Origin of the sequence: Ottowia sp. VDI28, from assembly GCF_049532675.1 — a bacterium.
Taxonomy (GTDB): Bacteria; Pseudomonadota; Gammaproteobacteria; order Burkholderiales; family Burkholderiaceae_C; genus Ottowia.
On the sequence record NZ_CP149820.1, the window covers coordinates 1,259,441 to 1,281,412 of the forward strand.

The window sequence follows — 21,972 nt, forward strand, 5'->3', positions numbered from 1 at the left end:
GCGGTGTCTCCTTTGCGCTGTTGTCTTGCTTGTGGCCTGTATTTCAGGGTGAGGACATGGCTTCGCCCATCCGGATGGCTTTGCCAGGACCCCATTCGGAGTTGAACTTCAGCGTGTTCTGGGGCCAGAGCATCACCACGGTAGAGCCCAGCAGGAAGCGCCCCATTTCTTCGCCCTGGCGGAGCGCCACTTCCTGCCCTGAATAGTCCCAGCGCCGAATCTCGCCCAACCGGGGCGGGTTCACCACCCCATGCCACACGGTGGCCATGCTGCCCACGATGGTGGCACCCACTAGGACCAGCACGAAGGGGCCACGGGCGGTATCGAACAGGCACACCACGCGCTCATTGCGTGCGAAGAGCCCCGGCACGCCTCTGGCCGTGGTCGGGTTGACCGAGAACAGATCGCCCGGCACGTACACCATGGATCGCAGCCGGCCCTCACACGGCATATGGATGCGGTGGTAGTCCCGAGGGCTCAGGTACAGCGTCGCGAACTGGCCATGTTCGAACTTCGCCGCCAGCGCCGCATCGCCTGCCAGCAGGGCTGTCGCGCTGTAGTGATGGCCCTTGGCCTGGAAAATCTGGCCTTTCTCGATGGTGCCGAACTGGCTGATCGCGCCATCCACAGGACACACATAGGCGGCCTCGGCCAGCGGCCGGGCGTCTGGATTCAGCGCGCGCGTGAAAAAGTCGTTGAAGCTGCTGTAGCTTGCGATATCTGGATTGGCCGCCTCGGCCATGTTCACGTCGTAGCGATTGACAAACCGCCGGATCGTGGCACGGGTCAGGCCACCCAGCCGAGCGCGCGCATAGACGCCGCCCACCTGGGTCAGTATTTTCTTGGGCAGCAGATACTGCAAGCAAATTGAAGAATTGAAAGTGAGCAAAAAGAGGCACCAAAACTAAAGCCAACAGCCCGGATTTTCACAAAAACGCTGCCGACCAAAAAAATAACCCCGAATGCCTCTCCGCCCACGGCTGCCAAGGACCATAGGTTCGGACACCAATCCCAATCAGAAGGCCGCGGAGCAGGCCATCCGCATGGCACCGCGGAGCTGGCTTTGCCAGGCCGCTGGTGGTGTCCCCTTGAGGGGATGGCACGTAGTGCCTCAGGGGGAGCCAAGGTCCAGCTTTGCCAGGCCGCTGGGTGCGTCCCCCTTGGGGGAAGGCGCGCAAGCGACTCAGGGGTTATTTCAAGTAATCAGACACCACTTTCCACTTGCCGTCCTGAATCTGCGACAAGCGGGCCGAGTCGTTGCCCAGCCGCTTGGTGGCGCTGAAGGTCATCTCGGCGGAGCCGAACATGTCAGGCGGGATGGTCATGCTGTCCATCGCCTTGATGAAGCTGTCGGTGGTGAGATTCGGGCCGGCTTTCTGGGCGCCCTTGATGAACGCATCGGTCAGGATGTAACCATAAACGGCAAAAACCGTGGGGTCTTCGTTGAACTTGGTCTTGAACTTGTTGGCCCAGAAGCGGATGGGTTGGGAGGCTTCATCCAGGTAAGGGTTCTGCACCGTCATGGCGGCATAGATGCCGTCCATGGCCTTGCCGCCCAGTTTGTGGATCAGGTCGGTGTAGGCCGCGCTGGAGCCCAGGAACGTGGGGCTGAATCCAGTCTTGCGGGCTTCACCCACGGTGCCGATGGTCTCGCGGATGATGGTGCCCAGGACCACGAAATCGCAGTTGGCGGCCTTCATGCGGGCCACCTGGGAGGAAAAGTCCGTGGCTGCGCGCTTGTAGCTGGTCTTTTCGGCGAGTTCGACGCCAATGGTTTTCAAGCCCGCTTCAGCGCCGCGCAGCACCTCCAGGCCGAATTCATCGTCCTGGTAGATGGCGCAGGCCTTCTTGGCGTTCTTTTCCTTGAACAGCTTGGGTGCGGCCAGGCGCATCTGATCAAAGTAGGTGGCGGCGAAGGAGTACTTGAGCCGGTTCAGGGGCTCGTACATCTCGCGGGCGGCGGTCACCGGGAAGAAGTTGATCACGTTTTTCTCGAACAGCACCGGGAAGGTGGCCACGTTCTGCGCCGTGCCGATGTGGCCGATCACCGCAAACACCTTGTCCTGGTTCACGAGTTTCTGGGCCGCCAGAACGGCGCGTTTCGGGTCGTAGCCGGAATCTTCCACCTTCAGGTTGAGCTTGCGGCCGTTGACGCCACCCTGCTCGTTGATCTCATCCACCCGCAGCATCATGCCCAGGCGCACCTGCTTGCCGAATCCGGCGAGCGGCCCCGACAGATCCTGAATGGAGCCGAGGTTGATCTGATCCTTGGCCACGCCCTGGGCCTGCTGGGCCAGGGCGGGCCCGGCGGCCAAGGCCGCCAGGACGGCCAAGGCGGTAAACGCGTGCTTCAATGGCATGGATGTCTCCTTTGGGGTGGTTGAATCTGGTGGCTTACTCCCTCCCCCGCTGGGGGAGGGTAGGGGTGGGGGCTTTCACGGCGGTTGATCTGAATGGGCTTCTGCTGTGCGGATCCTTCAGTGAAAGCCCCCACCCCAGCCCTCCCCCAAAAGGGGAGGGAGTCAAGACGGCGAAGTTGGTTGTTCATGGCGCGTACATGTGCTCTATTTGCGGCGCATACTTGGCTTGCACGAGCTTGCGCTTGAGCTTCATGGTGGGCGTAAGTTCTTCGTCTTCGGCCGTCAACTGCGTGTCCAGCAGGAAGAATTTCTTGATCTGCTCCACGCGGGCAAACTTCTTGTTCAGCTCGTCGATCACGCCCTGGATAAGCCCCTGCACCTCCGGTGCGCGCGTGAGGCTGGCATAGTTGGAGAAGGGCACATCGTTGTCCTGCGCATACTTTTCCACGTTTTCCTGGTCGATCATGATGATCACGGTGAGGTAAGGCCGCTTGTCGCCGATCACCACCGCATCGGTGATGTAGGGGCTGAACTTGAGTTCGTTCTCCAGCTCGCTCGGCGTGATGTTCTTGCCCCCAGCCGTGATGATGATGTCTTTCATGCGATCGGTGATGCGGAAGAACCCTTCCTCATCCACGGTGCCCACATCGCCCGTGTGCAACCAGCCCTCGGCATCGATCACCTCGGCGGTTTTTTCGGGCAGGTTCAGGTAGCCGGCGAAGACATTGCGCCCGCGCACCAGGATCTCGTTCGTTCCGGGGTCGAGCCGCACTTCGTTGAACTGCGCGGCGGGGCCGATCGAGCCGGGCTTGATCTGATTCACCGGCATGCCGGTGGAGGCGCCGCAGGTCTCGGTCATGCCCCAGACTTCGAGCATCGGCACGCCGAGCGCCAGATACCATTTCACGAGTTCCGGCGAAATCGGCGCTGCGCCCGTGACGAGAAAGCGTGCGCGATGGATGCCGATCAGCTTGCGCACATTGTCCAGCGCGAGCCAGCGCGCCACGGTGAACTGGGCCTTCAAGCCGGATGGCACCGGCTTGCCCGCCATGACGAGCTCGGCGATGCGGTGGCCGACCTTGATGCCCCATCCATAAACGACCTGCTGCAGCCGGGTGCCTTCCTTGAGCGCGATCATCACGCCGGAGTAGAGCTTTTCCCAGACGCGCGGCACGGCGGTGAATACTGTGGGGGCGATTTCCCGCACGTTCTCGGGCACGGTGTCGGGGTTCTCCACGAAGTTGAGCTTGGCGCCGGTGTAGAGCGAGAAGTACTCGCCCCCCATGCGCTCGGCGATATGGCACAGCGGCAGGAAGCACATGCATTCGTCTGACGAATCCCGCGCGATGAGCGTGTTGTAGCCGCGCACGGTATAGACCAGGCCTCCATGCGTGTGCATGGCCCCTTTCGGCTTTCCGGTCGTGCCCGAGGTATAGACCAGGATCGCCAGGTCGTCGGGGCGGCAGGCGGCCACACGTTCCCGCACGGCGTCCGGGCGGGCTGTGTTGTAGGCGCGGCCCAGTTCGCGCAGCGCTTGCAGGCTCATGACGCCAGGATCGTCCAGATCGCGCAGGCCCTTCATGTCGAAGACGATGATCTTGCCCAGCAGCGGCAGCTGTTCGCGCACGCTGAGGGCCTTGTCAAGCTGTTCGTCGTCTTCGACGAAGAGCACCCGGGTGCGGGAGTCTTCGCAGAGGTAGTGCACCTGGGAGGGTGCATCGGTAGGGTAGATGCCGTTGGAGACGCCGCCGCAGCTCAGCACGGCCAGATCGGTCAGCACCCATTCGACCACGGTGTTGGAGAGTATGGAGGCGGTGTCCCCGGCCGAGAAGCCCAGGCTCATGAGGCCGCCGGCGATTTCGCGCACCGCATCGCCCGCCTGCGTCCAGTTCCAGCTTTGCCAGATACCCAGCACTTTTTCCCGCAGCCAGGTGTCGGGGCCGCGCCGTTCCACTGCGTTCCAGAACATGGCCGAGAGCGTGTCGCCCGCCAGGGTGTTTTCGCTGCTGGGCTGAATGTGATTGAGATCCCAGAGATTGGACATGGCTGCTTCCTTACCTCCAGGTTTTCTTTTTCTTCCAGCGCCGCTCGCCGCGCACGCCCGCATCCTTCATGCCGAGGTAGAACTCCTTGATGTCCTCCTTCTCGCGCAGGTTGGCGCAGGTGTCTTCCATGACGATGCGTCCGTTTTCCAGCACGTAGCCGTAGTCGGCGGCGTTCAGGGCCATGTTGGCGTTCTGCTCGACGAGCAGGATGGTGGTGCCGCGCTCGCGGTTGATGCGCACCACGATCTCGAAGATTTCCTTGGTGAGCCGGGGGAGAGGCCCAGGCTGGGCTCATCGAGCAGGATGAGATCGGGCGCGGCCATCAGCGCCCGGCTGATGGCCAGCATCTGCTGCTGCCCGCCAGAGAGCAGGCCGGCATCCTGGGCGGAGCGCTCCTGCAGGATGGGGAAATAGGCATACACCTGGGCCATGTCGCGCGCCACGCCGTCGCGGTCCTTGCGTGTATAGGCGCCCATCAGCAGGTTGTCGTGCACCGAGAGCAGCGGAAACACCTCGCGCCCTTCGGGCACATGGGACAAGCCTTGCTGCACCACGAAAGCGGGGTCCTTGGCGGTGATGTCCTGGCCCTTGAATTCGATGGAGCCCTTGCGAGGATCGAGAATGCCAGAGATGGTTTTCAGGATCGTGCTCTTGCCCGCGCCGTTGCTGCCCAAAACGGTCGCAATTTCGCCCTTGCGTACCTGCAGGCTGACTCCGCGAATGGCCTTGATGGGGCCGTAGGCGCTCTCGACGTTGAGCAGTTTCAACATGGTTTCGCTCATGCTGCGACTCTCCTGAGAGACGACACATCGTCGATCGAACCCAGATAAGCCTCGATCACTGCGGGGTCGCTCTGCACTTCGCCTGGCGTGCCCATGGCCAGCACCTGGCCCTGGTTCATGGCCACCACGCGGTCGGACACCTTGGAGACCAGCGTCATGTCATGCTCGACCATCAGCACCGTGATACCCAGCTCGTGCACGATGTCCTGGATCCAGAAGGCCATGTCCTCTGTTTCCTCCACGTTCAGGCCCGAGGAGGGTTCATCCAGCAGCAGCAACCGGGGCTCCGCGCACAGCGCGCGCGCCAGCTCGACCACCTTGCGTACCCCATAAGGCAGGCCTGCCACCATGGAGTCGCGGTGGTGCTGCAGATCCAGCAGATCGATCACCCGTTCCACATGTTCGCGCGCCTCGATCTCGGCGGCGCGCGTGGCGGGCGTGAAGAAGATCTCGCTCCAGAAGCCCGTGCGCCGGTGTGTGTGGCGCCCGATCAGCAGGTTGTGCAGCACGGTGGCGTGCTCGAAAAGCTCGATGTTCTGGAAAGTGCGGGCAATGCCCAGCGAAGCCACTTGATAGGGCGGGCGCGCCGTGAGCTCAAGCATGCCGCCAGGGCCGGCGTAATCGATCTTGCCGCTGGTGGGGGTGTAGATGCGGCTGATGAGATTGAATACCGTCGTCTTGCCGGCGCCATTGGGGCCGATCAGCGTGAATACCTCGCCGCGCCGCACGTCGAAGCTGACATCGTTCACGGCCAACACCCCCCGAAGCGCACGCTCAGGTTCTTGGCGGAAAGAAGAATCTCATCCATCATGAACGCACTTTCCGGCCAAAGGCACCGTGAGTGATCAGAAGGCCGCGGAGCAGGCCATACGCATGCCACCGCGGAGCTGGCTTTGCCAGGCCGCTGGTGGTGTCCCCTTGAGGGGATGGCACGTAGTGCCTCAGGGGGGAGCCAAGGTCCAGCTTTGCCAGGCCGCTGGTGGTGTCCCCTTGGGGGGAAGGCGCAAAGCGACTCAGGGGGGATCTCATTTCAAGCGGTCCGATTTCTGAAACGATTTCTGCCGCTTGAACATGCCCTGGCGGTAGAACGGGAACATCTGGATCCAGGTGCGGATCTTCAGCCAGCGGCCATACAGGCCCAGCGGTTCGAACAGCACGAACGCGATCAGCACCGCGCCATAGACCACCGACTGCAGGCCCGGCGCCTGGCCGATGGCATCGGGCAGGTAATCCTTGACCAGCGAAATGATCTGCGGCATGGCGATCAGGAAGATGGCGCCCAGGAAAGCGCCATGCACGGAGCCCAGCCCGCCGATCACCACCATCAGCAGCAGGTCGATCGATTGCAGGATGCTGAACTGATCGGGCGAGAGAAAGCGCATCTTGTGCGCATACAGGGCGCCGCCCACGCCCGCCAGAGCGGCGGAAAGAGCGAACGACAGGGTCTTGTAGCGCGCCAGATGGATACCCATGCTCTGGGCGGAGATTTCCGAATCCCGGATGGCGACGAACGCCCGGCCGGTGGCGCTGCGCAGCAGGTTCAGGATCGCCAGCGTGGCCAGGATGGCCGTGATCAGGCATATGAAATAAAAGCCTTCGCCTGATTCGATGTGCCAGCCGAAGATCGCCGGCGCCTTCACATGCATGCCGGCGTTGCCGCCGGTGACGGATTCCCAGCGGGCGAAACCTTCTTCCACGATGAACCCGAAGGCGAGGGTGGCGATGCCCAGGTAGATGCCCTTGAGCCGCAGGGCAGGCACGCCGACCACAATGCCTACCAGCGCCGCGATGAACGCCGCGCACACCATGGCCAGCGGAAAGGGCATGCCGGCATTGGTCAGCACGGCCTGTGCATAGGCGCCCACACCCACGAAAGCCGCATGCCCGAGCGAGAACTGCCCGGTGAAGCCCGCCAGCAGCATCAGCCCCAGGCCGATGACGGCATAGATCAGCACAAAGGTCAGCTGAGCCAGCCAGTATTCCGGCAAAAGCCAAGGCGCCGCCACTGTGAACAGCACCAGGGCCGAGTACCAGAACACGTGCCCGCCATGCTTGGCCAGGCGGATGTCCTGGTCGTAACTTGTCTTGAAGATGAAACGCATGTGGCCGGCTATCTATGAATCCCTCTCCCGCAAGTGGGAGAGGGGGTGAATATCCAAAGGCCGCGGAGCAGGCCATACATAGGCACCCGCGGAGCTGGCTTTGCCAGGCCGCCGGGTGCGTCCCTCCTCGGGGGGAAGGCGCGTAAGCGACTCAGGGGGGTCATACCTTCTTCCGGAGTTTTTCGCCAAACAAACCGTTGGGCTTGACCATCAGCATGATCAGCACCACGATGTAAGGCGCAATATCCTTGAAGCCTTCCGGCAGGTAAAAGCCCGCGAGCGACTCCACGATGCCGATGACCAGGCCCCCCACGATGGCGCCGGGCAGGCTGCCGAAGCCGCCGACCACCGCGGCCGGAAAAGCCTTCAACCCGATGAAGCCCATATTGGCGTGCACGAAGGTAATGGGCGCGAGCAGCAGCCCCGCAATGGCGGCCACCGCCGAGGCCAGCCCCCACACCAGCCCGTTCAGGCGCTTGACGGGGATGCCCATGTAATACGCGGCCAATTGGTTCTGCGAGGCCGCCTGCATGGCGATGCCGAGCTTGCTGTACTTGAACATGGCGTAAAGCCCCGCGCACAGCAGCGCCGTGACACCGATCACCACCAGCTGCACGGCGTTGAGCACCAGCGAACCCATGTTCCACACCTGATCCTGGTAGGGCACCGCCAGCGTGTGTGTTTCCGTGCCGATGCCGGGCAGCATCGTGATCAGGCCGCGCGCCACGTAGCCGATGCCGATGGTCAGCATCACGATCGAGAAAGCGGGCTGCCCCAGAATGGGGCGGATCACGATGCGTTCGAGCAAGATGCCGAACAGCGCCATGGCCCCGATGGCCGACAGCACCGCCAGCCAGAAGGGAAAGCCCAGCATCGTCATGCAGGCCAGGCCGCAGAAGGCGCCCAGCATCATTAGATCGCCCTGGGCGAAGCTGACGGTTTCGGTGGCCTTGTAGATCAATACAAAACCCAGCGCGATCAAGCCATAGATACAGCCTTGAGCAATACCACTGATCACTAGTTGCACAAACTGCAAGTTGTCTCCCAAAATGGTTTGGCTTTGCGGATTCGCCACTCTAGCCAGCATGCGTCCTATTTCAGCCTCTGAAAAACCCTAGGTATATTTAGATCACAGAACTCAACCCATCCTCATGGAGACACCCGAATGACCGAAGCCTATGTTTTCGACGCCATCCGCACCCCGCGCGGCAAGGGCAAAAAAGATGGCAGCCTGCACGAGGTCAAGCCCATCGATCTGCTGGCCGGCACGCTGGAGGCGCTGCGCCGCCGGCACGATCTGGATACCGCGGCTGTCGATGACGTCGTGATGGGGGTGGTTTCGCCTCATGGCGAGCAGGGCTCGGTCATCGCCAAGGTGGCGGCGCTCAAGGCCGGTTGGGATTGGCGTTGCGCCGGCGTGCAGCTCAACCGCTTCTGCGCCTCCGGGCTGGAGGCGGTGAACATGGCGGCGCAGAAGGTGCGCTCGGGCTGGGAGGATCTGGTGGTGGCCGGCGGGGTGGAAAGCATGAGCCGGGTGCCGATCGGCTCGGACGGCGGCGCCTGGGCGCAGGATCCGCAGACCAACGCCGAGACCGATTTCGTGCCGCAGGGGGTGGGTGCCGATCTGATCGCCACGCTGTCCGGCTTCACGCGCGAGGATGTGGATGGCTTCGCCGTTGAATCCCAGCGGCGGGCAGCCCGGGCACGCGAAGCGGGCTTTTTTGCCGGCTCGCTGGTCCCGGTGACCGACATGCTCGGCCAGACCATCCTGGCGCAGGACGAGTTCATCAAGCCGAATTCAACTGTGGAGGGGCTGGGAGCGCTCAAACCTTCCTTCGAACAACTGGGCGCCATGGGCTTCGATCAGGTCGCCATCGGGCGCTATCCGCAAGTAGAGCGCATTGTGCATGTGCATCATGCCGGCAACTCCAGCGGCATCGTCGATGGGGCGGCGGCAGTGCTGATCGGCAGTGAGGCGGCCGCCAAGGCGCACGGTTTCAAGCCCCGTGCGCGGATTGTCGCCACCGCCCTTTCCGGAGCTGATCCGACCATCATGCTCACCGGCCCCATGCCCGCCACGCGCAAGGCGTTGGCCAAGGCAGGCCTCACCATCAAGGATATCGATCTCTTCGAAGTGAACGAAGCCTTCGCCGCCGTGCCCATGAAGTTCATGCAGGAGTTCGAGGTGCCGCACGAGAAGGTAAACGTGAACGGCGGTGCCATTGCCATGGGGCACCCCCTGGGCGCCACGGGCGCCATGATCCTTGGCACGTTGATTGATGAGCTGCACCGGCGGCAACTGCGCTATGGCCTCGCCACCCTATGCGTAGGCGGCGGCATGGGCATTGCCACCGTTATAGAAAGGATGTGACACCCCCTGAGTCGCTTACGCGCCTTCCCCCTCTCTCTACGGGAGGGGGACAACGCCAGTGTCCGGCGCAGGTCCGTCCACGGCGTCCCCCGCGCGGCCTGCTCCGCGGCCTTTGGAATCTATCTATAAAAGACTTGACCATGAACACCATCCGCACCGAAAACCAGAACGGCATCGTCATCGTTACCTTCGATGAACCCAATTCCCCCGTCAATACGATGGGTGAGGCTTGGCAGGCCGACATGGATGCCCTGGCCGCGCAACTGGCTGCCGAGAAGGACCAGATCCGCGGCATCGTGCTGGCATCGGCCAAGAGCACCTTCTTTGCCGGCGCTGATCTGAAAGGCGTGATGCGCATGGACGCGCAGGAAGCGCCGCGGCGCTTTTTCGCTGAGATCGAGCGCATCAAGCGCAACTTCCGCACCATCGAAACCCTGGGCAAGCCCATCGTCACCTGCCTGAACGGCGCGGCGCTGGGCGGCGGCTGGGAGGTGGCGCTGCTGGGCCACTACCGCGTCGCCGTCGATGATGCCAAGATCCGGCTCGGCTTGCCGGAGGTGGGCATCGGCCTGCTGCCGGGTGGCGGTGGCATCACCAAGATGACGCGCCTGCTCGGCTTGATGGCGGCCCAGCCTTATCTGCTCGAAAGCAAGCTGTTCAGCCCGGCCGAGGGGCACCAACTTGGCCTGGTGCATGAGCTTGTCGGCAGTGCCGAGCAGTTGCTGCCGAGCGCCAAAGCCTGGATCGAGTCCGTGCAGGGGCAACCCGAAGCGGCCCTGCACCCCTGGGAGCGCAAGGACTACCGCATGCCTGGCGGCACGCCCACCAGCCCCAAGATCGCGGCCGCGCTACCCGTGGTGCCGGCCATGCTCAAGCAGAAGACGCGCGGCCTTTTCCCGGCGCCGCAGGCCACCTTGTCGGCCATGGTCGAAGGGGCGATGGTGGATTTCGATACCGCCATGCGCATCGAAAGCCGTTATCTGGCCAGCCTGCTGACCAGCCCGGTGACGAAGAACATGATCAATACGTTCTTCTTCAACCTGAACGCCATCAAGAGCGGGCAGGCACGCCCCAAGAGCGTGCCGAAGTACAAGCCGCGGAAAGTGGGCATTCTGGGCGCCGGCATGATGGGCGCGGGCATTGCCTGGGCGCAGGCGAGCCGAGGTATCGCCACCGTACTGAAAGATGTGTCGAGCGAGAAGGCAGAGCAGGGCAAGGCCTACTCCCAGCGGCTGGCGGACAAGCGGGTGGGGAAGGGGCGCATGAGCGAAGAAGCCCGGCAGGCGCTGCTGGGCCTGATCTCGCCCACCGGGCAGGCTGGCGATCTGCAGGGCTGCGATCTGATCATCGAGGCGGTGTTCGAGCAGCGTGATCTGAAAGCCAAGGTCACGCAAGAAGCCGAACCCATGCTGGCGGAAGGCGGCTTTTTTGCCAGCAACACCAGTACGCTGCCGATCAGCGGATTGGCGCGGGCCAGCGCGCGCCCTGAGAAGTTCATCGGCATCCACTTTTTCAGCCCGGTAGACAAGATGCAACTGGTCGAGATCATCCGCGGCCAGAAGACCGACGATGAGACTGTGGCACGCGCCTACGACTACGTGCTGGCGCTGGGCAAGCTGCCGATCGTGGTCAATGATTCACGGGGCTTTTACACGAGCCGTACCTTCGGGACCTACGTGATGGAAGGCGCGGCCATGCTGGGCGAGGGTGTTCCCGCTGCCGCGATCGAGAACGCCGCGGTGCAGGCGGGCATGCCTGTGGGGCCGTTGGCGGTGCTGGATGAAACCGCGCTTTCGCTTTCGGTCCACGTGCTCGACCAGACGCGCGCCGATCTGGCGGCCGAGGGCAAGCCCTACGAGACCACACCGGGCGAGTTGCTGGTCGAGCGCATGGTGAAGGAACTGAAGCGCCCTGGCCGCGCCGGCGGTGGCGGTTTCTATGAATACCCCCAGGGCGGCCGGAAGCACCTGTGGCCTAGGTTGAAGCCCTTGTTCGAGAAACCTGACGCCGAGTGGAGCGCGCAGGAGATCAAGGACCGGCTGCTTTACCGCCAATCCGTGGAAACGGCGCGCTGCCTCGCGGAGGGCGTGCTGACCAGTGTGCACGAGGCCAACGTCGGCAGCATCTTTGGTATTGGCTTTCCTGGCTGGACGGGGGTGCCATGCAGTTCATCTACGGGCAAGGCATCGAGGCGTTCGAGCGGCGCTGCGCCGAATTGGCGGCCAGGCATGGCGTTGGCTTCAGCCTGAGCGAGGAGGTGAAGGCGGCGATCCGGCGCTTCGAGCCGCGCTGGTAGGCAGGTCCATCAGCGCTTCCTGGGACCGCCAAGCTCCAGCTTGGCAGCAGTGTCTCCTGCATGCGCAGCCTGCCAAGCTGGAGCTTGGCGGTCCCAGGGAGATCAATCGAGCTTCAGGCCTGCCTCCTGAATGACTTTCTTCCAGACCGCGTCGTCGGCGCGGATGCGTTCGGCGAACTGATCCGGTCCGAGATCCATCACGTCGTAGCCCAGCGTTCGATAGCGGTCCTGCACGGCTTTGGCGGCCAGCGCTTCGCGTACGTCGGCGCTGATTTTTTCCTTGATCGCCTTGGGCGTGCCTGGCGGCGCGAACAGGCCGACCCAGGCAGTGTTCTCGTAGCCTATGGTGGCGGGAGATTCGTCGGTGGAAGGTACTTCCGGGTAGATGCTGGAGCGTTTTTTCGCCCCCAGGCCGATGAACTTGATCTTGCCAGCTTTTTCCATCGGCCCGGCGCTTGCGGCGCTGCCCAGGGCCCAGTCCACCTCCTTGTTCGACACGCCCACATAGAGCTGCGGCATTTCCTTGTAGGGAATATGCGTCATCTTGATGCCCGTCTGCGACTCGAGCCGCAGGGCGCCCAGGTGTCCGGGGGAGCCGACAAACCAGGAGCCGTAAGTGAGCTTGCCGGGTTGCGCCTTGGCGGCGGCCACGATGTCGGCCAGGCTGTTGTAGGGGCTGTCCTTGGCCACGGTGATGTAGAAGTCCGTGATCAGGATCGGCCGGATCGGTTCGAAATCCTTCCGCGGGTCGTAGGGCAGCTTGTGGAAGGTATGCGCGTGCGTGACGATCTGGCTGCTGTCCGGCGCGATCAGCTCGTGGCCGTCCGGACGTCCCTGCTTGAAGCCCGCGATGGCGATGAACCCGTTGCCGCCCGGCTTGTTGTCGATGATGACGGGTTGCCCCCATTTCTTGCCGAGCAGCTCGGCCAGCGTCCGGAGCGCCGCATCGAGGCCGCTGCCAGCCGAAGAAGGGGTAATGATCCTGACGGGCCGGCTTGGAAAGGCTTCGGCTTGTGCCTGCGGACTGCCCAGGCTGAGCATCGCCGCGGCAGCGAATATCGAAACAGTGCGAATGCGAGGGTTCATGCTTGTCTCCGTGATCGGGTGTTGTGTAAAAGGCTGCTATGAAAATCAACTGGCCTGGCCAGGAGAGGATTCAGGGTCTCCGGCGGTCAGGTAATCCCACATGCGCTCGAAGATCAGGCCGGAAGAGGTCGCGCGTTGATCGCACTCGGCCTTGCTCAGCACCACGGATTCCTGCTCCAGTCCGGCGGAGAGGATTTCCAGCTCCATCCGGGCGGCATCTTCCAGATACCAGGTCAGCACCACGGCATGTATCAGGGACTCGGCTGCGACGACGGCACCGTTGCCCCGCATCACCAGGGCATGGCGTGCGCCCAATTGCTCCGCCAAAGCCTCGGCGGCGGCGTCGCCGCGTATCAGTTGCGGGTCGTCCCAAAGCGTGATGCCTGCACTGAAGTAGCTGCCGAAGCCATGGCGCGGCTGCGGCACGCGGCGCGCAGTGCCCAGCGTCATGACGTGGCGGGGCATGGTGCGCGCCACGGCCTGTGCCTCGGGCCGCCTCTGGTAGATCTGTTGGTGGATGCGGACTTCACCCAGCACACTTTCCGGCAGCGGGCCGTTCACCTTTACCACGGTGCCGGGCTCGCCTGTGCCGATCAGCCCCATGGGGCGTGCGGCGCAAACGAGGAAGTGCCCGGCATCCAGACGGACGCTGCAATGCCCGTAGGCGTGTACCAGGCCATGCCGGCCTAGCGCGCGTGCGGCCAATCTCAACTGGCGCTGGATGGCTTCCGGCGCGGATAGGGTCGGCGCGGCCATCAGACTTTGAACTCCGCAATGTCGGGCTTGCTGCCCCACATGCAAAAGGAGCTGTCGGCCATCGGGAACTGGCGTGGCAGGTAGCCCGGCTCCTGTTCGGGCGTGATCAGGCGCACGCCGCTCGAGTATTCATACACCATGCCGTCCGGCCCCTCGAAGTAGAGGAACATGGCGCCTGAAGTCGGATGCCGGCCTGGCCCGAAGACGATGCGCACGCCGGCTTTCTGCAGGCGATACCAGGCACGCATGATGTCGTCGACTGATTCCACCTGGTGGTTGATGTGCTGGACCCCCACCCGCTGGGAGGGAAACAGCGCGATCTTGTGATGCACTTCATCAATGCGCAGAAGCGGGGCAGTGCCGATGCGGTCACTCACCTTGGCGCCGAGGGTTTGCGTCCAGAAGGTTTCGTCGCGTACCGGGTTGGCGCTGCACAGGCCGATATGGCTGAAGCCGGTGATGCCGGCATCATGCGACGGCCAATGCCGCGTGCCGCCGTGGTGCGGCCGCACCACCAGATCGATCGAGCTTCCGTTGGGATCGCGGAAGTTGACATAGGCACCCACGGCCCTGCGCGCGCATTCGTCAGCAGTGCCGGCGCGCACCTCGATATGGGCGGCGTCGAGGGCGCTGGCCGCCGCCTGCAGCTCTTCCATGCTGCGCAACTCGAACCCTATCGTGTGGTCCTGCGGATCGCCTTCGAAATAGACCAGCGTATGGTCGCGGTCGTCAGAGCGGAAATAGGCCGCCTTGCCTTCGCGCCGGCCGAGTTCCAGCCCCACCACATCGCATGCATAACGCGTCGCCGCTTCCACGTCGGGCGTACCCAGGCGCACGTAGCGGATGTCCCAGAGGTTGATCAAGTGATGTCTCCTGTTATGAGCCGTGGTCGATGGGAGGTGAATTTAAGAGAAAGCTTGCGATAGATCCAATGAAAAAATATGCTCTCTGTTATTCATGAAATTGATGACAAGAGATGATCACGAGAACCCGCCCGCTCACACGCCAGCTTGATCTGAATCTGCTGGAGCTGTTCGACGTGGTCTGGCGCACGCGCAATCTCACCGCGGCGGGCGAGCAACTCGGCCTGTCACAGCCTGCGATCAGCCACGGGCTGGCCAAGCTGCGGCGGGCTTACGGCGATGCGCTGTTCGTGCGGATGCAACGGGGCGTGGAGCCCACGCCGTTCGCCGGACAGATCGCGCCCACTGTGGCCGAGGCGCTGCGAGTGGTACGGGGCACGCTGGCCAAGCCCAGCTTTGAGGCAGCCAGCACAAGGCGGCATTTCCGGATAGCCATGAGCGATATTGGCGAGCGGTTCTTCATGCCGCGCTTGTGGTTGCGTCTGGCCCGGAGCGCGCCGGGTGTGACCTGCGAGTGCCTTTCACCGGGACACGACGAGTTGCAGCACGGTCTGGCCAGTGGCGAGATCGATCTGGCCGTGGGTTTCGTGCCAGGGTTGGGTGCGCAGGTGCTTCACCAGGCGCTCTTTCGGGAGCAATTTGTCTACCTTGCCCGGCAGGGCCACCCGCTCCTGGCAAGGGGAAGCGACAGGGGCGAACTGCTGAGGACTTCCCACGTACTGGCCAGTCCGCCTGGTACGAGTCATCTGACGGCGGTGGAGCGGGTGCTCATGCGCCGCGACGTGCGTGCACCGGTGGCACTGCGGGTACGCAGTTTTTTATGCATTGGTCCCATCGTCGCCGAAACCGACCTGGTGTCGCCCGTGCCTTCCAATCTGGCCGAATTGATCTCGGATCATCTGGCACTTCGCTTGATCCCGCCCCCGATCAAGCTGCCCTCATTCGATTTGAAGATGTATTGGCACCGGCGGTTTGACGACGATCCCGCGCTTGGTTGGCTCCGGGCATTGATGCTGGAGATGTTCGGGGCGCCCGGCTAGGGACGCCCGGTTAGGGGCGCCCGGCCAGGGAAGCCAGAAGCAGGCGGCGCACCGGGGAAGCCGCTGCTATGATGACCGCCTTCCATTTCCCCCTTCCCGCCGGAGCATTTGAATGGCACTCATGGACTTCATCAAGAAGCAGTTCATCGACATCATCCAGTGGACGGAGGAGGGTGATGGCACCCTTTCGTGGCGGTTTCCCATGCAGGACATGGAAATCCAGAACGGCGCCGCGCTGGTGGTGCGCGCGTCCCAGATGGCCGTGTTCGTCAACGAGGGGCAGGTGGCCGATGTGTTCGGCCCTGGGACCTACAAGCTCACCACGCAGACACTGCCGGTGCTGACCTACCTGAAGAACTGGGACAAGCTGTTCGAGTCTCCGTTCAAGAGCGACGTGTATTTCTTCAGCACGCGCCAGCAAGTGGACCAGAAATGGGGTACGCCCCAGCCCATCACCATTCGCGACAAGGATTTCGGTGCCGTGCGCCTGCGGGCCTTCGGCAACTACGCCTACCGCGTGGCCGATCCCAAGCTGTTCCATACCGAGATAGCGGGCACGCGGGAGTCCTACCCCGCAGCCGACCTTGACGGCCAACTGCGCGGGATGGTGCTGCAGAACATCAGCAATGCCATCGCGGGCAGCGGTGTGCCGTTCCTGGATTTGGCGGCCAACCAGGTCATGTTCGCCGACGCGTTGCGCAGGGAGCTGGCGCCCGCGTTCGAGAAAATCGGGTTGGCGCTCGACAGCATGACAGTACAGAACGTCTCGCTGCCCGAGGAGCTGCAGAAGATCCTGGACCAGCGGATCGGCATGAGCATGGTGGGCAACGACATGGGCAAGTTCATGCAGTACCAGACTGCCCAGGCCATTCCGAAGTTTGCCGAGGGCGCAGGCCAGGGCGGCGGCGTGGCGGGCGATGCCATGGGCCTGGGGGCTGGCGTGGCGCTGGGCCAGGTGTTGGCACAGAATCTCCAGCAGGGCCTGCAGGGCGGCGCCCAGGCCACACCTGCTGCGGCCGCGGCGGCCCCCGTGGGAGTGAAGCCCGAGGACGTCATGGCGACGCTGGAAAAACTGGCCGATCTGAAGGCCAAGGGCATCCTCACGCAGGACGAATTCGACGCCAAGAAAGCAGAGTTGCTCAAGAAGCTCGTCTGATCATTTCTGGAGCAACCGGCTCCGGCGCCTGGAGAGAGGAAGGGCGCCGGGGAACCAAGAAAAATAAATGAGCGCCTGATCCTATGGCCGAGAACACCCCTCAGCCTCCTTCGCAACGCCAGTACCGTGCGCCTTGCCCCGGTTGCGGCGCGCCGGTGGAGTTCACCAGCGCGCAATCCACGCACGCGGTCTGTGGCTATTGCCGCAGCACCGTGGTGCGCCATGGCGACGTGCTGGAGCGCCTGGGCGAGATGGCGGAGGTGTTCGACGACCATAGTCCCCTGCAGCTCATGGCTAGCGGGCGCGTCGGTCTCGACGGCCGGGAGCTGTCCTTTACCCTGATCGGGCGCTTGCAATACGAGGGTGAGACGGGCGGCTGGACGGAATGGGTGGCTTACCTGGAGGATGGCAGTACCGCCACGCTGGGTGAGGACAACGGCGCCTACGTCTTTACCCGCCCGGACACCCTCGGACGTGAGTTGCCCGAGGCCGAGCACTTTCGCTTGGGGATGACGACCGCCGTCGGCGGCAAATCCTACAGCGTGACCTCCAACCTCCAGGCGCACCTGCGGAGCGCGCAGGGCGAGCTGCCTCGGCTGCCGCCGCTTCGCCAGCCGTTCGCCATGGTGGAGCTGCGCAGCGACGATGGCGAGGTGCTCTCCATCGACTACGGCGTCGCTCCAGGGCGTGTGGAGCGGGGCTGCGCCGTGCGCCTGGAGGATCTGAAACTCCAGGGCCTCAAGGAGGATTCCGTCAAGGAAGAGAAGGGCAGGCAATTCAGCTGCCCCAACTGTGGCGCACCCGTGCAGGTGCAACTGGACAGCACCAAGAGCTGTACCTGTCCCGCATGCAACAGCGTCATCGATCTGAGCAGCGGCATCGGCGGCGAACTGCGCCACGCTGCCCAGAGCGCCATCGCGCAACTGCTCATCCCGCTGGGCAGCACCGGCCAGTTCGAGGGCGCGCCATGGCAGGTGGTGGGTTTCCAGCGACGCACGGGCGTCATACCGGCCCAGGATGAAGACGAGGAAGACGAAGAAGAGTTCGAGTGGGATGAATACCTGCTCTACAACGTCACGCGCGGCTTCATTTTTCTGCTGGACACCAGCGAAGGCTGGAGCCTGGTGCGCTCCACTACCGGTGCGCCGAAATACCGGCGCGGCGCGCAGACCGCCACCTACCTGGGCCGCCAGTACAGCCTGGAGTCCAGCTACACCGCCACCACCAGCTATGTGGCGGGAGAGTTCTACTGGCCCGTGTCCCGGGGTCAGAAGACCGACAACAACGACTTCAACGCGGCCGACGGCAAGGGCACGCTCTCGCGCGAGGAGTCGGCGGGTGAGGTGACCTGGTCGCACGGCCAGCCGATCGACAGCAACACCGTGGCCCAGGCGTTCCGGCTGGGCGACCAAGCCGGGCTATTCCGGCGCCAGGATTCCGGGCCGGTCGTCGGCGGCTCGAGCATCGGTTGCGGCACCTTGATCGTCATTGCCATCGTGCTGCTGGTCCTGCTGATGCTCATCAGCAACTGCTCCGGCTCATCGGGCGGCAGCGCCCGCAGCTCGGGCGGCTCGTGGGGCGGCTACACCTCGGGTGGCAGCCACAAGTGAATACGCATCTTTCTCAAGGAGAACACACATGATGGGAATCGAATGGCTCCGCCCCGAGGTCTTCCTCGGCTCCATCCTCTACGCGGTGATCGGTGTCGTCATCTTCTGGCTGTGTTTTCTCATCATCGACAAGCTCACGCCGGTCGATCTATGGGCCGAGATCGTCGAGAAGCAGAACCGCGCGCTGGCGCTGGTGGTCGCGGCCATGTGCCTGGGCATCAGCATCATCGTGGCGGCGGCGATTCATTGAATCCGGAAGCGGTAGTTGAACCCATCCGCGGCTACTGCCGCTCCTCGCCCCATCGACATCGCGCTGCTCACCAGCGTGTTCATCATTGCCGCCTGCGGCCTGCTGTACGAGCTGGCGGCGGGGGCCCTGGCTTCGTATCTGCTGGGCGATTCGGTGCTGCAGTTCAGCACCGTGATCGGCACCTATCTTTTCGCCATGGGGGTGGGCTCCTGGCTGTCGCGCTATTTCGACAGGCAACTGCCCGCCCATTTCCTGCGCATCGAGCTGCTTGTGGCGCTGGTCGGGGGCGCCTTGCCGGCTGTTCTGTTCCTGGCCAATGCCTACGTGCCCAGCGCCTTCCGGGTTCTGCTCTATGGCATGGTGCTGCTCGTGGGGACGCTGGTGGGGCTGGAGATTCCGCTGGTCATGCGCATCCTCAAGCGCAACGTCCGGTTCAAGGAGGTAGTGTCCCAGGTGCTCACCTTCGATTACCTGGGCGCGCTGGCGGTGTCGATGGCGTTCCCGCTGCTGCTGGTGCCGCACCTGGGGCTGGTGCGCACGGGGCTGCTGTTCGGTTTCATGAACGCGGCCGTGGCCGTGTGGGCGCTGTGGCTGTTCCGGCATGAGCTGCGGCGCCTGCGGGCGCACGCGCTGGCCTGCGTGGCGGTGATGCTGGTGCTGCTGGCCGGCGTGTGGGGCGCGGAGCACATCACCCGGTTCGCGGAAGACAAGTTCTATCAGGACAGCATCGTGATCAGCAGCGCTTCGCCCTACCAGCGCATCGTGGTGACGAGCGGGCGGGCGGGACACCGGCTGTATCTCAACGGCAATCTGCAATTCGCCGAGCACGATGAGTACCGTTACCACGAGGCGCTGGTTCACCCCGCCATGGCCGCGCACGGCAACCCGAAGCGCGTGGCTGTGCTGGGCGGCGGCGACGGCATGGCGGTGCGCGAGATCCTTAAATACCCGGGGGTTGAATCGGTCACGCTGGTCGAGCTGGATCCCGCCATGACGCGCCTGTTCAGCGAGAACCCGATACTTCGGCGCCTCAATGGCGATGCGCTTACCAACCCCAAGGTACGCATCGTCAATACCGATGCCTTCCAGTGGCTGCAGGAAGGCCAGGACACGTTCGATGTGATCGTGGTTGATTTTCCCGATCCCACCAACTTCGCGATCGGCAAGCTCTACACCAGCAGCTTCTATGCGCTGCTGGACCAGCGCCTGGCGGCCAGCGGCTACGCGGTGGTCCAGACGACTTCTCCGCTGGTGGCGCGCAAGAGTTTCTGGACGGTGGTGAACACCATCAAATCCGTGGGCCTCACGGCGCGGCCTTATCACGCGCATGTGCCAAGCTTTGGCGAATGGGGCTTCGTCATCGCCAGCCGCCGCCCCTGGCGCCTGCCCGATGCGTTGCCGCCGGGGCTGCGCTTTCTGGATGCGGCTTCGCTGCCGCTGCTGTTTGATTTTCCGCGCGACATGGCCCGGGTGGATACCGAAGTCAACCGCCTCTCCAACCAAGTGCTCGTCCATACCTACGAGCGGGAGTGGGGTGTAGTCCATTGAGTCTTACCCGCCGCGGCTTCCTGGCAGCCCCCCTGGTGCTCTCGGCCTGCCATCAGGCACCATCGGAGCTGCAAGGGGACTTCACCGGCATCGGCATGGCGCGCGGCCATGCCTTGCGTGAGCGTACGGCGCGGAGTGGTGGCCAGCTTGCGCCGAGCGTGGTGCGCCGTACCCAGGTGGTGATCGCTGGCGGCGGGGTAGCGGGCCTCGCGGCGGCGAGGGCGCTGCGTCTGGCAGGCGTACAGGATTTCCAGTGCTTCGAGCTGGAGGACGAGGCAGGCGGCAACAGCCGCGCAGGCAGTGTGGGCGGCATTGCTTGCCCGTTGGGCGCGCACTACCTTCCTGTGCCTGGCGAGTATGCGGGGGAGGTACAGGATCTGCTGGAAGAGCTGGGCTTGCGCCAGCGTGTGTCGGGGCGCTGGCAGTACGACGAGCGCTACCTGTGCCACAGTCCGCAGGAGCGCCTTTATTTTCAAGGCCATTGGCAGGAAGGCCTGCTGCCTGTGGCGGGCGTGGGCGCGGCTACGCAGTCTGCCTACCGCCGCTTTGCGCAGCGCGTGTCTGAGCTCTCCCGCGCCGGGCGCTTCACCATGCCTGTGCTCAAGAGTTGGGTGCCGGGCCAGCCTTTGGCGCCTCTTCATCAAGCCTTGGATGCGATCAGCTTCGATGCGTGGCTGGCGCAGGAGGGGTTGGATGACGCGTACCTGCGCTGGTACCTGGACTATTGCTGCCGCGACGATTATGGCGCCGGCAGTGCGCGCGTGTCCGCTTGGGCGGGTATCCACTACTTCGCCAGCCGGCATGGTTTCAGCGCGCCGGGGGAGAGCGATGACGGTGAACACGAGGCGGTGTTGACATGGCCTGAGGGCAATGGATGGCTCACCCAGCGGTTGGCTGAGCCGCTGAATAAGGCCGGCCAACTGCGGACCGGTGCCAGCGTGCTGCGTATCTCGGAAGGGCGAGCAGGTGTGGAGGTCGACGTCTATCTGCACGCCAGCGACCGCGTGGAGCGTTGGCAAGCCGCTCGGTGCGTCGTAGCGTTACCGGCGTTCGTGGCCGCGCGCGTGGTGCAGCCTGCGCCCGACTTTCTGGCCGAAGCGGCGCGGCGCCTGCAATGGGCTCCGTGGCTGGTAGCCAATATCCATATCGATGCACCGCTGACCGACCGTGTGGGGGCAGCGCCTGCCTGGGACAACGTGCTCTACGCCGATCCCAACCCGGGCGGTTTGGGTTATGTCGATGCGGGCCATCAACGGCTGGGGCCTGGGGCGCTGCTCGCGGGGCCCACTGTGCTCAGTTATTACCAGGCATTGGGCGACGTGCCAGGCGCCCGCCAGACCCTGGCCGAGCGGCCCTGGACGCATTGGCGCGACGCTATTCTGGCCACGCTGGCTGTGCCGCATCCGGATCTGGCCTCGCGCGCCCGGCGTATGGAGATCACGCGCTATGGTCACGCGATGTCGATTCCGGTGCCGGGGACGCAGGCGTTTTTGAGTTCTCTTGGTTGGGTGCGTGAAGCCGGTGGGCGCCATGGGAGGGCAAATGGGGAGAAGGTGTCTTTCCTGCCTACGCCTGGGACTTCGCGGGTGATGTTTGCGCACGCGGATTGGTCGGGGTATTCGGTGTTTGAGGAGGCGTTTACTCGGGGGCATGCGGCGGGGCTTGCTGCTGCTTTGGTTGATTGATCTGAATGGCCTTCTGCTTCCT

The 21,972-nt window shown here is 63.8% G+C and carries 15 protein-coding genes and 3 pseudogenes; 8 read left to right on the forward strand and 10 right to left on the reverse strand.

Annotated features, from left to right (window positions below; genetic code table 11):
* Positions 1-43: 43 nt before the first annotated feature.
* The 7 genes and pseudogenes from asd to WJU18_RS05895 form a co-directional block, all read right to left on the reverse strand.
* Complete coding sequence (gene asd, locus WJU18_RS05865; RefSeq protein ID WP_423459185.1) at positions 44-862, reverse strand: archaetidylserine decarboxylase; 819 nt, start codon at positions 860-862, stop codon at positions 44-46.
* Positions 863-1,190: 328 nt separating this feature from the next.
* Complete coding sequence (locus tag WJU18_RS05870; RefSeq protein WP_423459186.1) at positions 1,191-2,360, reverse strand: ABC transporter substrate-binding protein; 1,170 nt, start codon at positions 2,358-2,360, stop codon at positions 1,191-1,193.
* A 184-nt stretch (positions 2,361-2,544) separates the two neighbouring features.
* Positions 2,545-4,404 (reverse strand): AMP-dependent synthetase/ligase, encoded by a 1,860-nt coding sequence (locus WJU18_RS05875; protein WP_423459187.1) that lies wholly within the window; start codon positions 4,402-4,404, stop codon positions 2,545-2,547.
* Between the two features lie 10 nt (positions 4,405-4,414).
* Positions 4,415-5,187 (reverse strand): annotated as a pseudogene (locus WJU18_RS05880) (ABC transporter ATP-binding protein).
* Positions 5,184-5,998: pseudogene (locus WJU18_RS05885) on the reverse strand (ABC transporter ATP-binding protein). The pseudogenes WJU18_RS05880 and WJU18_RS05885 overlap by 4 nt, the downstream one beginning before the upstream one ends.
* Positions 5,999-6,212: 214 nt before the next feature.
* The gene (locus tag WJU18_RS05890; RefSeq protein WP_423459188.1) at positions 6,213-7,289 is read right to left on the reverse strand and encodes a branched-chain amino acid ABC transporter permease; all 1,077 of its coding nucleotides are present in this window, start codon (positions 7,287-7,289) and stop codon (positions 6,213-6,215) included.
* A 160-nt stretch (positions 7,290-7,449) separates the two neighbouring features.
* A complete protein-coding gene (locus WJU18_RS05895) occupies positions 7,450-8,325 on the reverse strand; it encodes a branched-chain amino acid ABC transporter permease (protein WP_423459189.1) in 876 nt (291 codons plus the stop codon).
* A 129-nt stretch (positions 8,326-8,454) separates the two neighbouring features.
* On the opposite strand from WJU18_RS05895, the gene WJU18_RS05900 reads away from it, so the two are divergent.
* Together WJU18_RS05900 and WJU18_RS05905 are read left to right on the forward strand one after the other, a co-directional pair.
* Positions 8,455-9,660, forward strand: coding sequence for an acetyl-CoA C-acetyltransferase (locus WJU18_RS05900; protein WP_423459190.1), 1,206 nt, complete (start codon positions 8,455-8,457; stop codon positions 9,658-9,660).
* A 140-nt stretch (positions 9,661-9,800) separates the two neighbouring features.
* Positions 9,801-11,956, forward strand: a pseudogene (locus tag WJU18_RS05905) (3-hydroxyacyl-CoA dehydrogenase NAD-binding domain-containing protein).
* Positions 11,957-12,058: 102 nt separating this feature from the next.
* On the opposite strand, the gene WJU18_RS05910 reads toward WJU18_RS05905, so the two are convergent.
* From WJU18_RS05910 to WJU18_RS05920, 3 genes are read right to left on the reverse strand one after another with little or no spacing between them, the layout of a single operon-like run.
* Entirely contained in the window at positions 12,059-13,042 is a 984-nt protein-coding gene (locus WJU18_RS05910; RefSeq protein WP_423459191.1) for a Bug family tripartite tricarboxylate transporter substrate binding protein, read from the reverse strand.
* Positions 13,043-13,087: 45 nt separating this feature from the next.
* Positions 13,088-13,798: a class II aldolase/adducin family protein gene (locus WJU18_RS05915; RefSeq protein WP_423459192.1), complete on the reverse strand. Its 711-nt coding sequence runs from the start codon at positions 13,796-13,798 to the stop codon at positions 13,088-13,090.
* The gene (locus tag WJU18_RS05920) at positions 13,798-14,661 is read right to left on the reverse strand and encodes a VOC family protein (RefSeq protein WP_423459193.1); all 864 of its coding nucleotides are present in this window, start codon (positions 14,659-14,661) and stop codon (positions 13,798-13,800) included. The genes WJU18_RS05915 and WJU18_RS05920 overlap by 1 nt, the downstream gene beginning before the upstream one ends.
* 113 nt (positions 14,662-14,774) lie before the next feature.
* Between WJU18_RS05920 and WJU18_RS05925 the strand changes: the two genes are divergently transcribed.
* From WJU18_RS05925 to WJU18_RS05950, 6 genes are all read left to right on the forward strand, one after another.
* Complete coding sequence (locus tag WJU18_RS05925) at positions 14,775-15,701, forward strand: LysR family transcriptional regulator (RefSeq protein ID WP_423459194.1); 927 nt, start codon at positions 14,775-14,777, stop codon at positions 15,699-15,701.
* Positions 15,702-15,813: 112 nt separating this feature from the next.
* Positions 15,814-16,857 (forward strand): SPFH domain-containing protein, encoded by a 1,044-nt coding sequence (locus WJU18_RS05930; protein ID WP_423459195.1) that lies wholly within the window; start codon positions 15,814-15,816, stop codon positions 16,855-16,857.
* 83 nt (positions 16,858-16,940) lie between these two features.
* Positions 16,941-18,467 carry a DUF4178 domain-containing protein gene (locus WJU18_RS05935; protein WP_423459196.1) on the forward strand — a complete coding sequence of 509 codons (1,527 nt, stop codon included), beginning with the start codon at positions 16,941-16,943 and terminating at the stop codon, positions 18,465-18,467.
* A gap of 28 nt (positions 18,468-18,495) precedes the next feature.
* Entirely contained in the window at positions 18,496-18,717 is a 222-nt protein-coding gene (locus WJU18_RS05940) for a DUF350 domain-containing protein (protein WP_423459197.1), read from the forward strand.
* A 15-nt stretch (positions 18,718-18,732) separates the two neighbouring features.
* A complete protein-coding gene (locus tag WJU18_RS05945; protein WP_423459198.1) occupies positions 18,733-20,265 on the forward strand; it encodes a polyamine aminopropyltransferase in 1,533 nt (510 codons plus the stop codon).
* Positions 20,262-21,950 carry an NAD(P)-binding protein gene (locus tag WJU18_RS05950; protein WP_423459199.1) on the forward strand — a complete coding sequence of 563 codons (1,689 nt, stop codon included), beginning with the start codon at positions 20,262-20,264 and terminating at the stop codon, positions 21,948-21,950. The genes WJU18_RS05945 and WJU18_RS05950 overlap by 4 nt, the downstream gene beginning before the upstream one ends.
* The last annotated feature ends 22 nt before the right edge of the window (positions 21,951-21,972 follow it).

What these genes read in the sequence shown, in the direction of transcription:
- WJU18_RS05870 (WP_423459186.1), bottom strand. Translation starts at nt 2,360, where the DNA reads ATGCCATTGAAGCACGCGTTTACCGCCTTGGCCGTCCTGGCGGCCTTG.
- WJU18_RS05875 (WP_423459187.1), bottom strand. Translation starts at nt 4,404, where the DNA reads ATGTCCAATCTCTGGGATCTCAATCACATTCAGCCCAGCAGCGAAAAC.
- WJU18_RS05890 (WP_423459188.1), bottom strand. Translation starts at nt 7,289, where the DNA reads ATGCGTTTCATCTTCAAGACAAGTTACGACCAGGACATCCGCCTGGCC.
- WJU18_RS05900 (WP_423459190.1), top strand. Translation starts at nt 8,455, where the DNA reads ATGACCGAAGCCTATGTTTTCGACGCCATCCGCACCCCGCGCGGCAAG.
- WJU18_RS05910 (WP_423459191.1), bottom strand. Translation starts at nt 13,042, where the DNA reads ATGAACCCTCGCATTCGCACTGTTTCGATATTCGCTGCCGCGGCGATG.
- WJU18_RS05915 (WP_423459192.1), bottom strand. Translation starts at nt 13,798, where the DNA reads ATGGCCGCGCCGACCCTATCCGCGCCGGAAGCCATCCAGCGCCAGTTG.
- WJU18_RS05925 (WP_423459194.1), top strand. Translation starts at nt 14,775, where the DNA reads ATGATCACGAGAACCCGCCCGCTCACACGCCAGCTTGATCTGAATCTG.
- WJU18_RS05930 (WP_423459195.1), top strand. Translation starts at nt 15,814, where the DNA reads ATGGCACTCATGGACTTCATCAAGAAGCAGTTCATCGACATCATCCAG.
- WJU18_RS05935 (WP_423459196.1), top strand. Translation starts at nt 16,941, where the DNA reads ATGGCCGAGAACACCCCTCAGCCTCCTTCGCAACGCCAGTACCGTGCG.
- WJU18_RS05940 (WP_423459197.1), top strand. Translation starts at nt 18,496, where the DNA reads ATGATGGGAATCGAATGGCTCCGCCCCGAGGTCTTCCTCGGCTCCATC.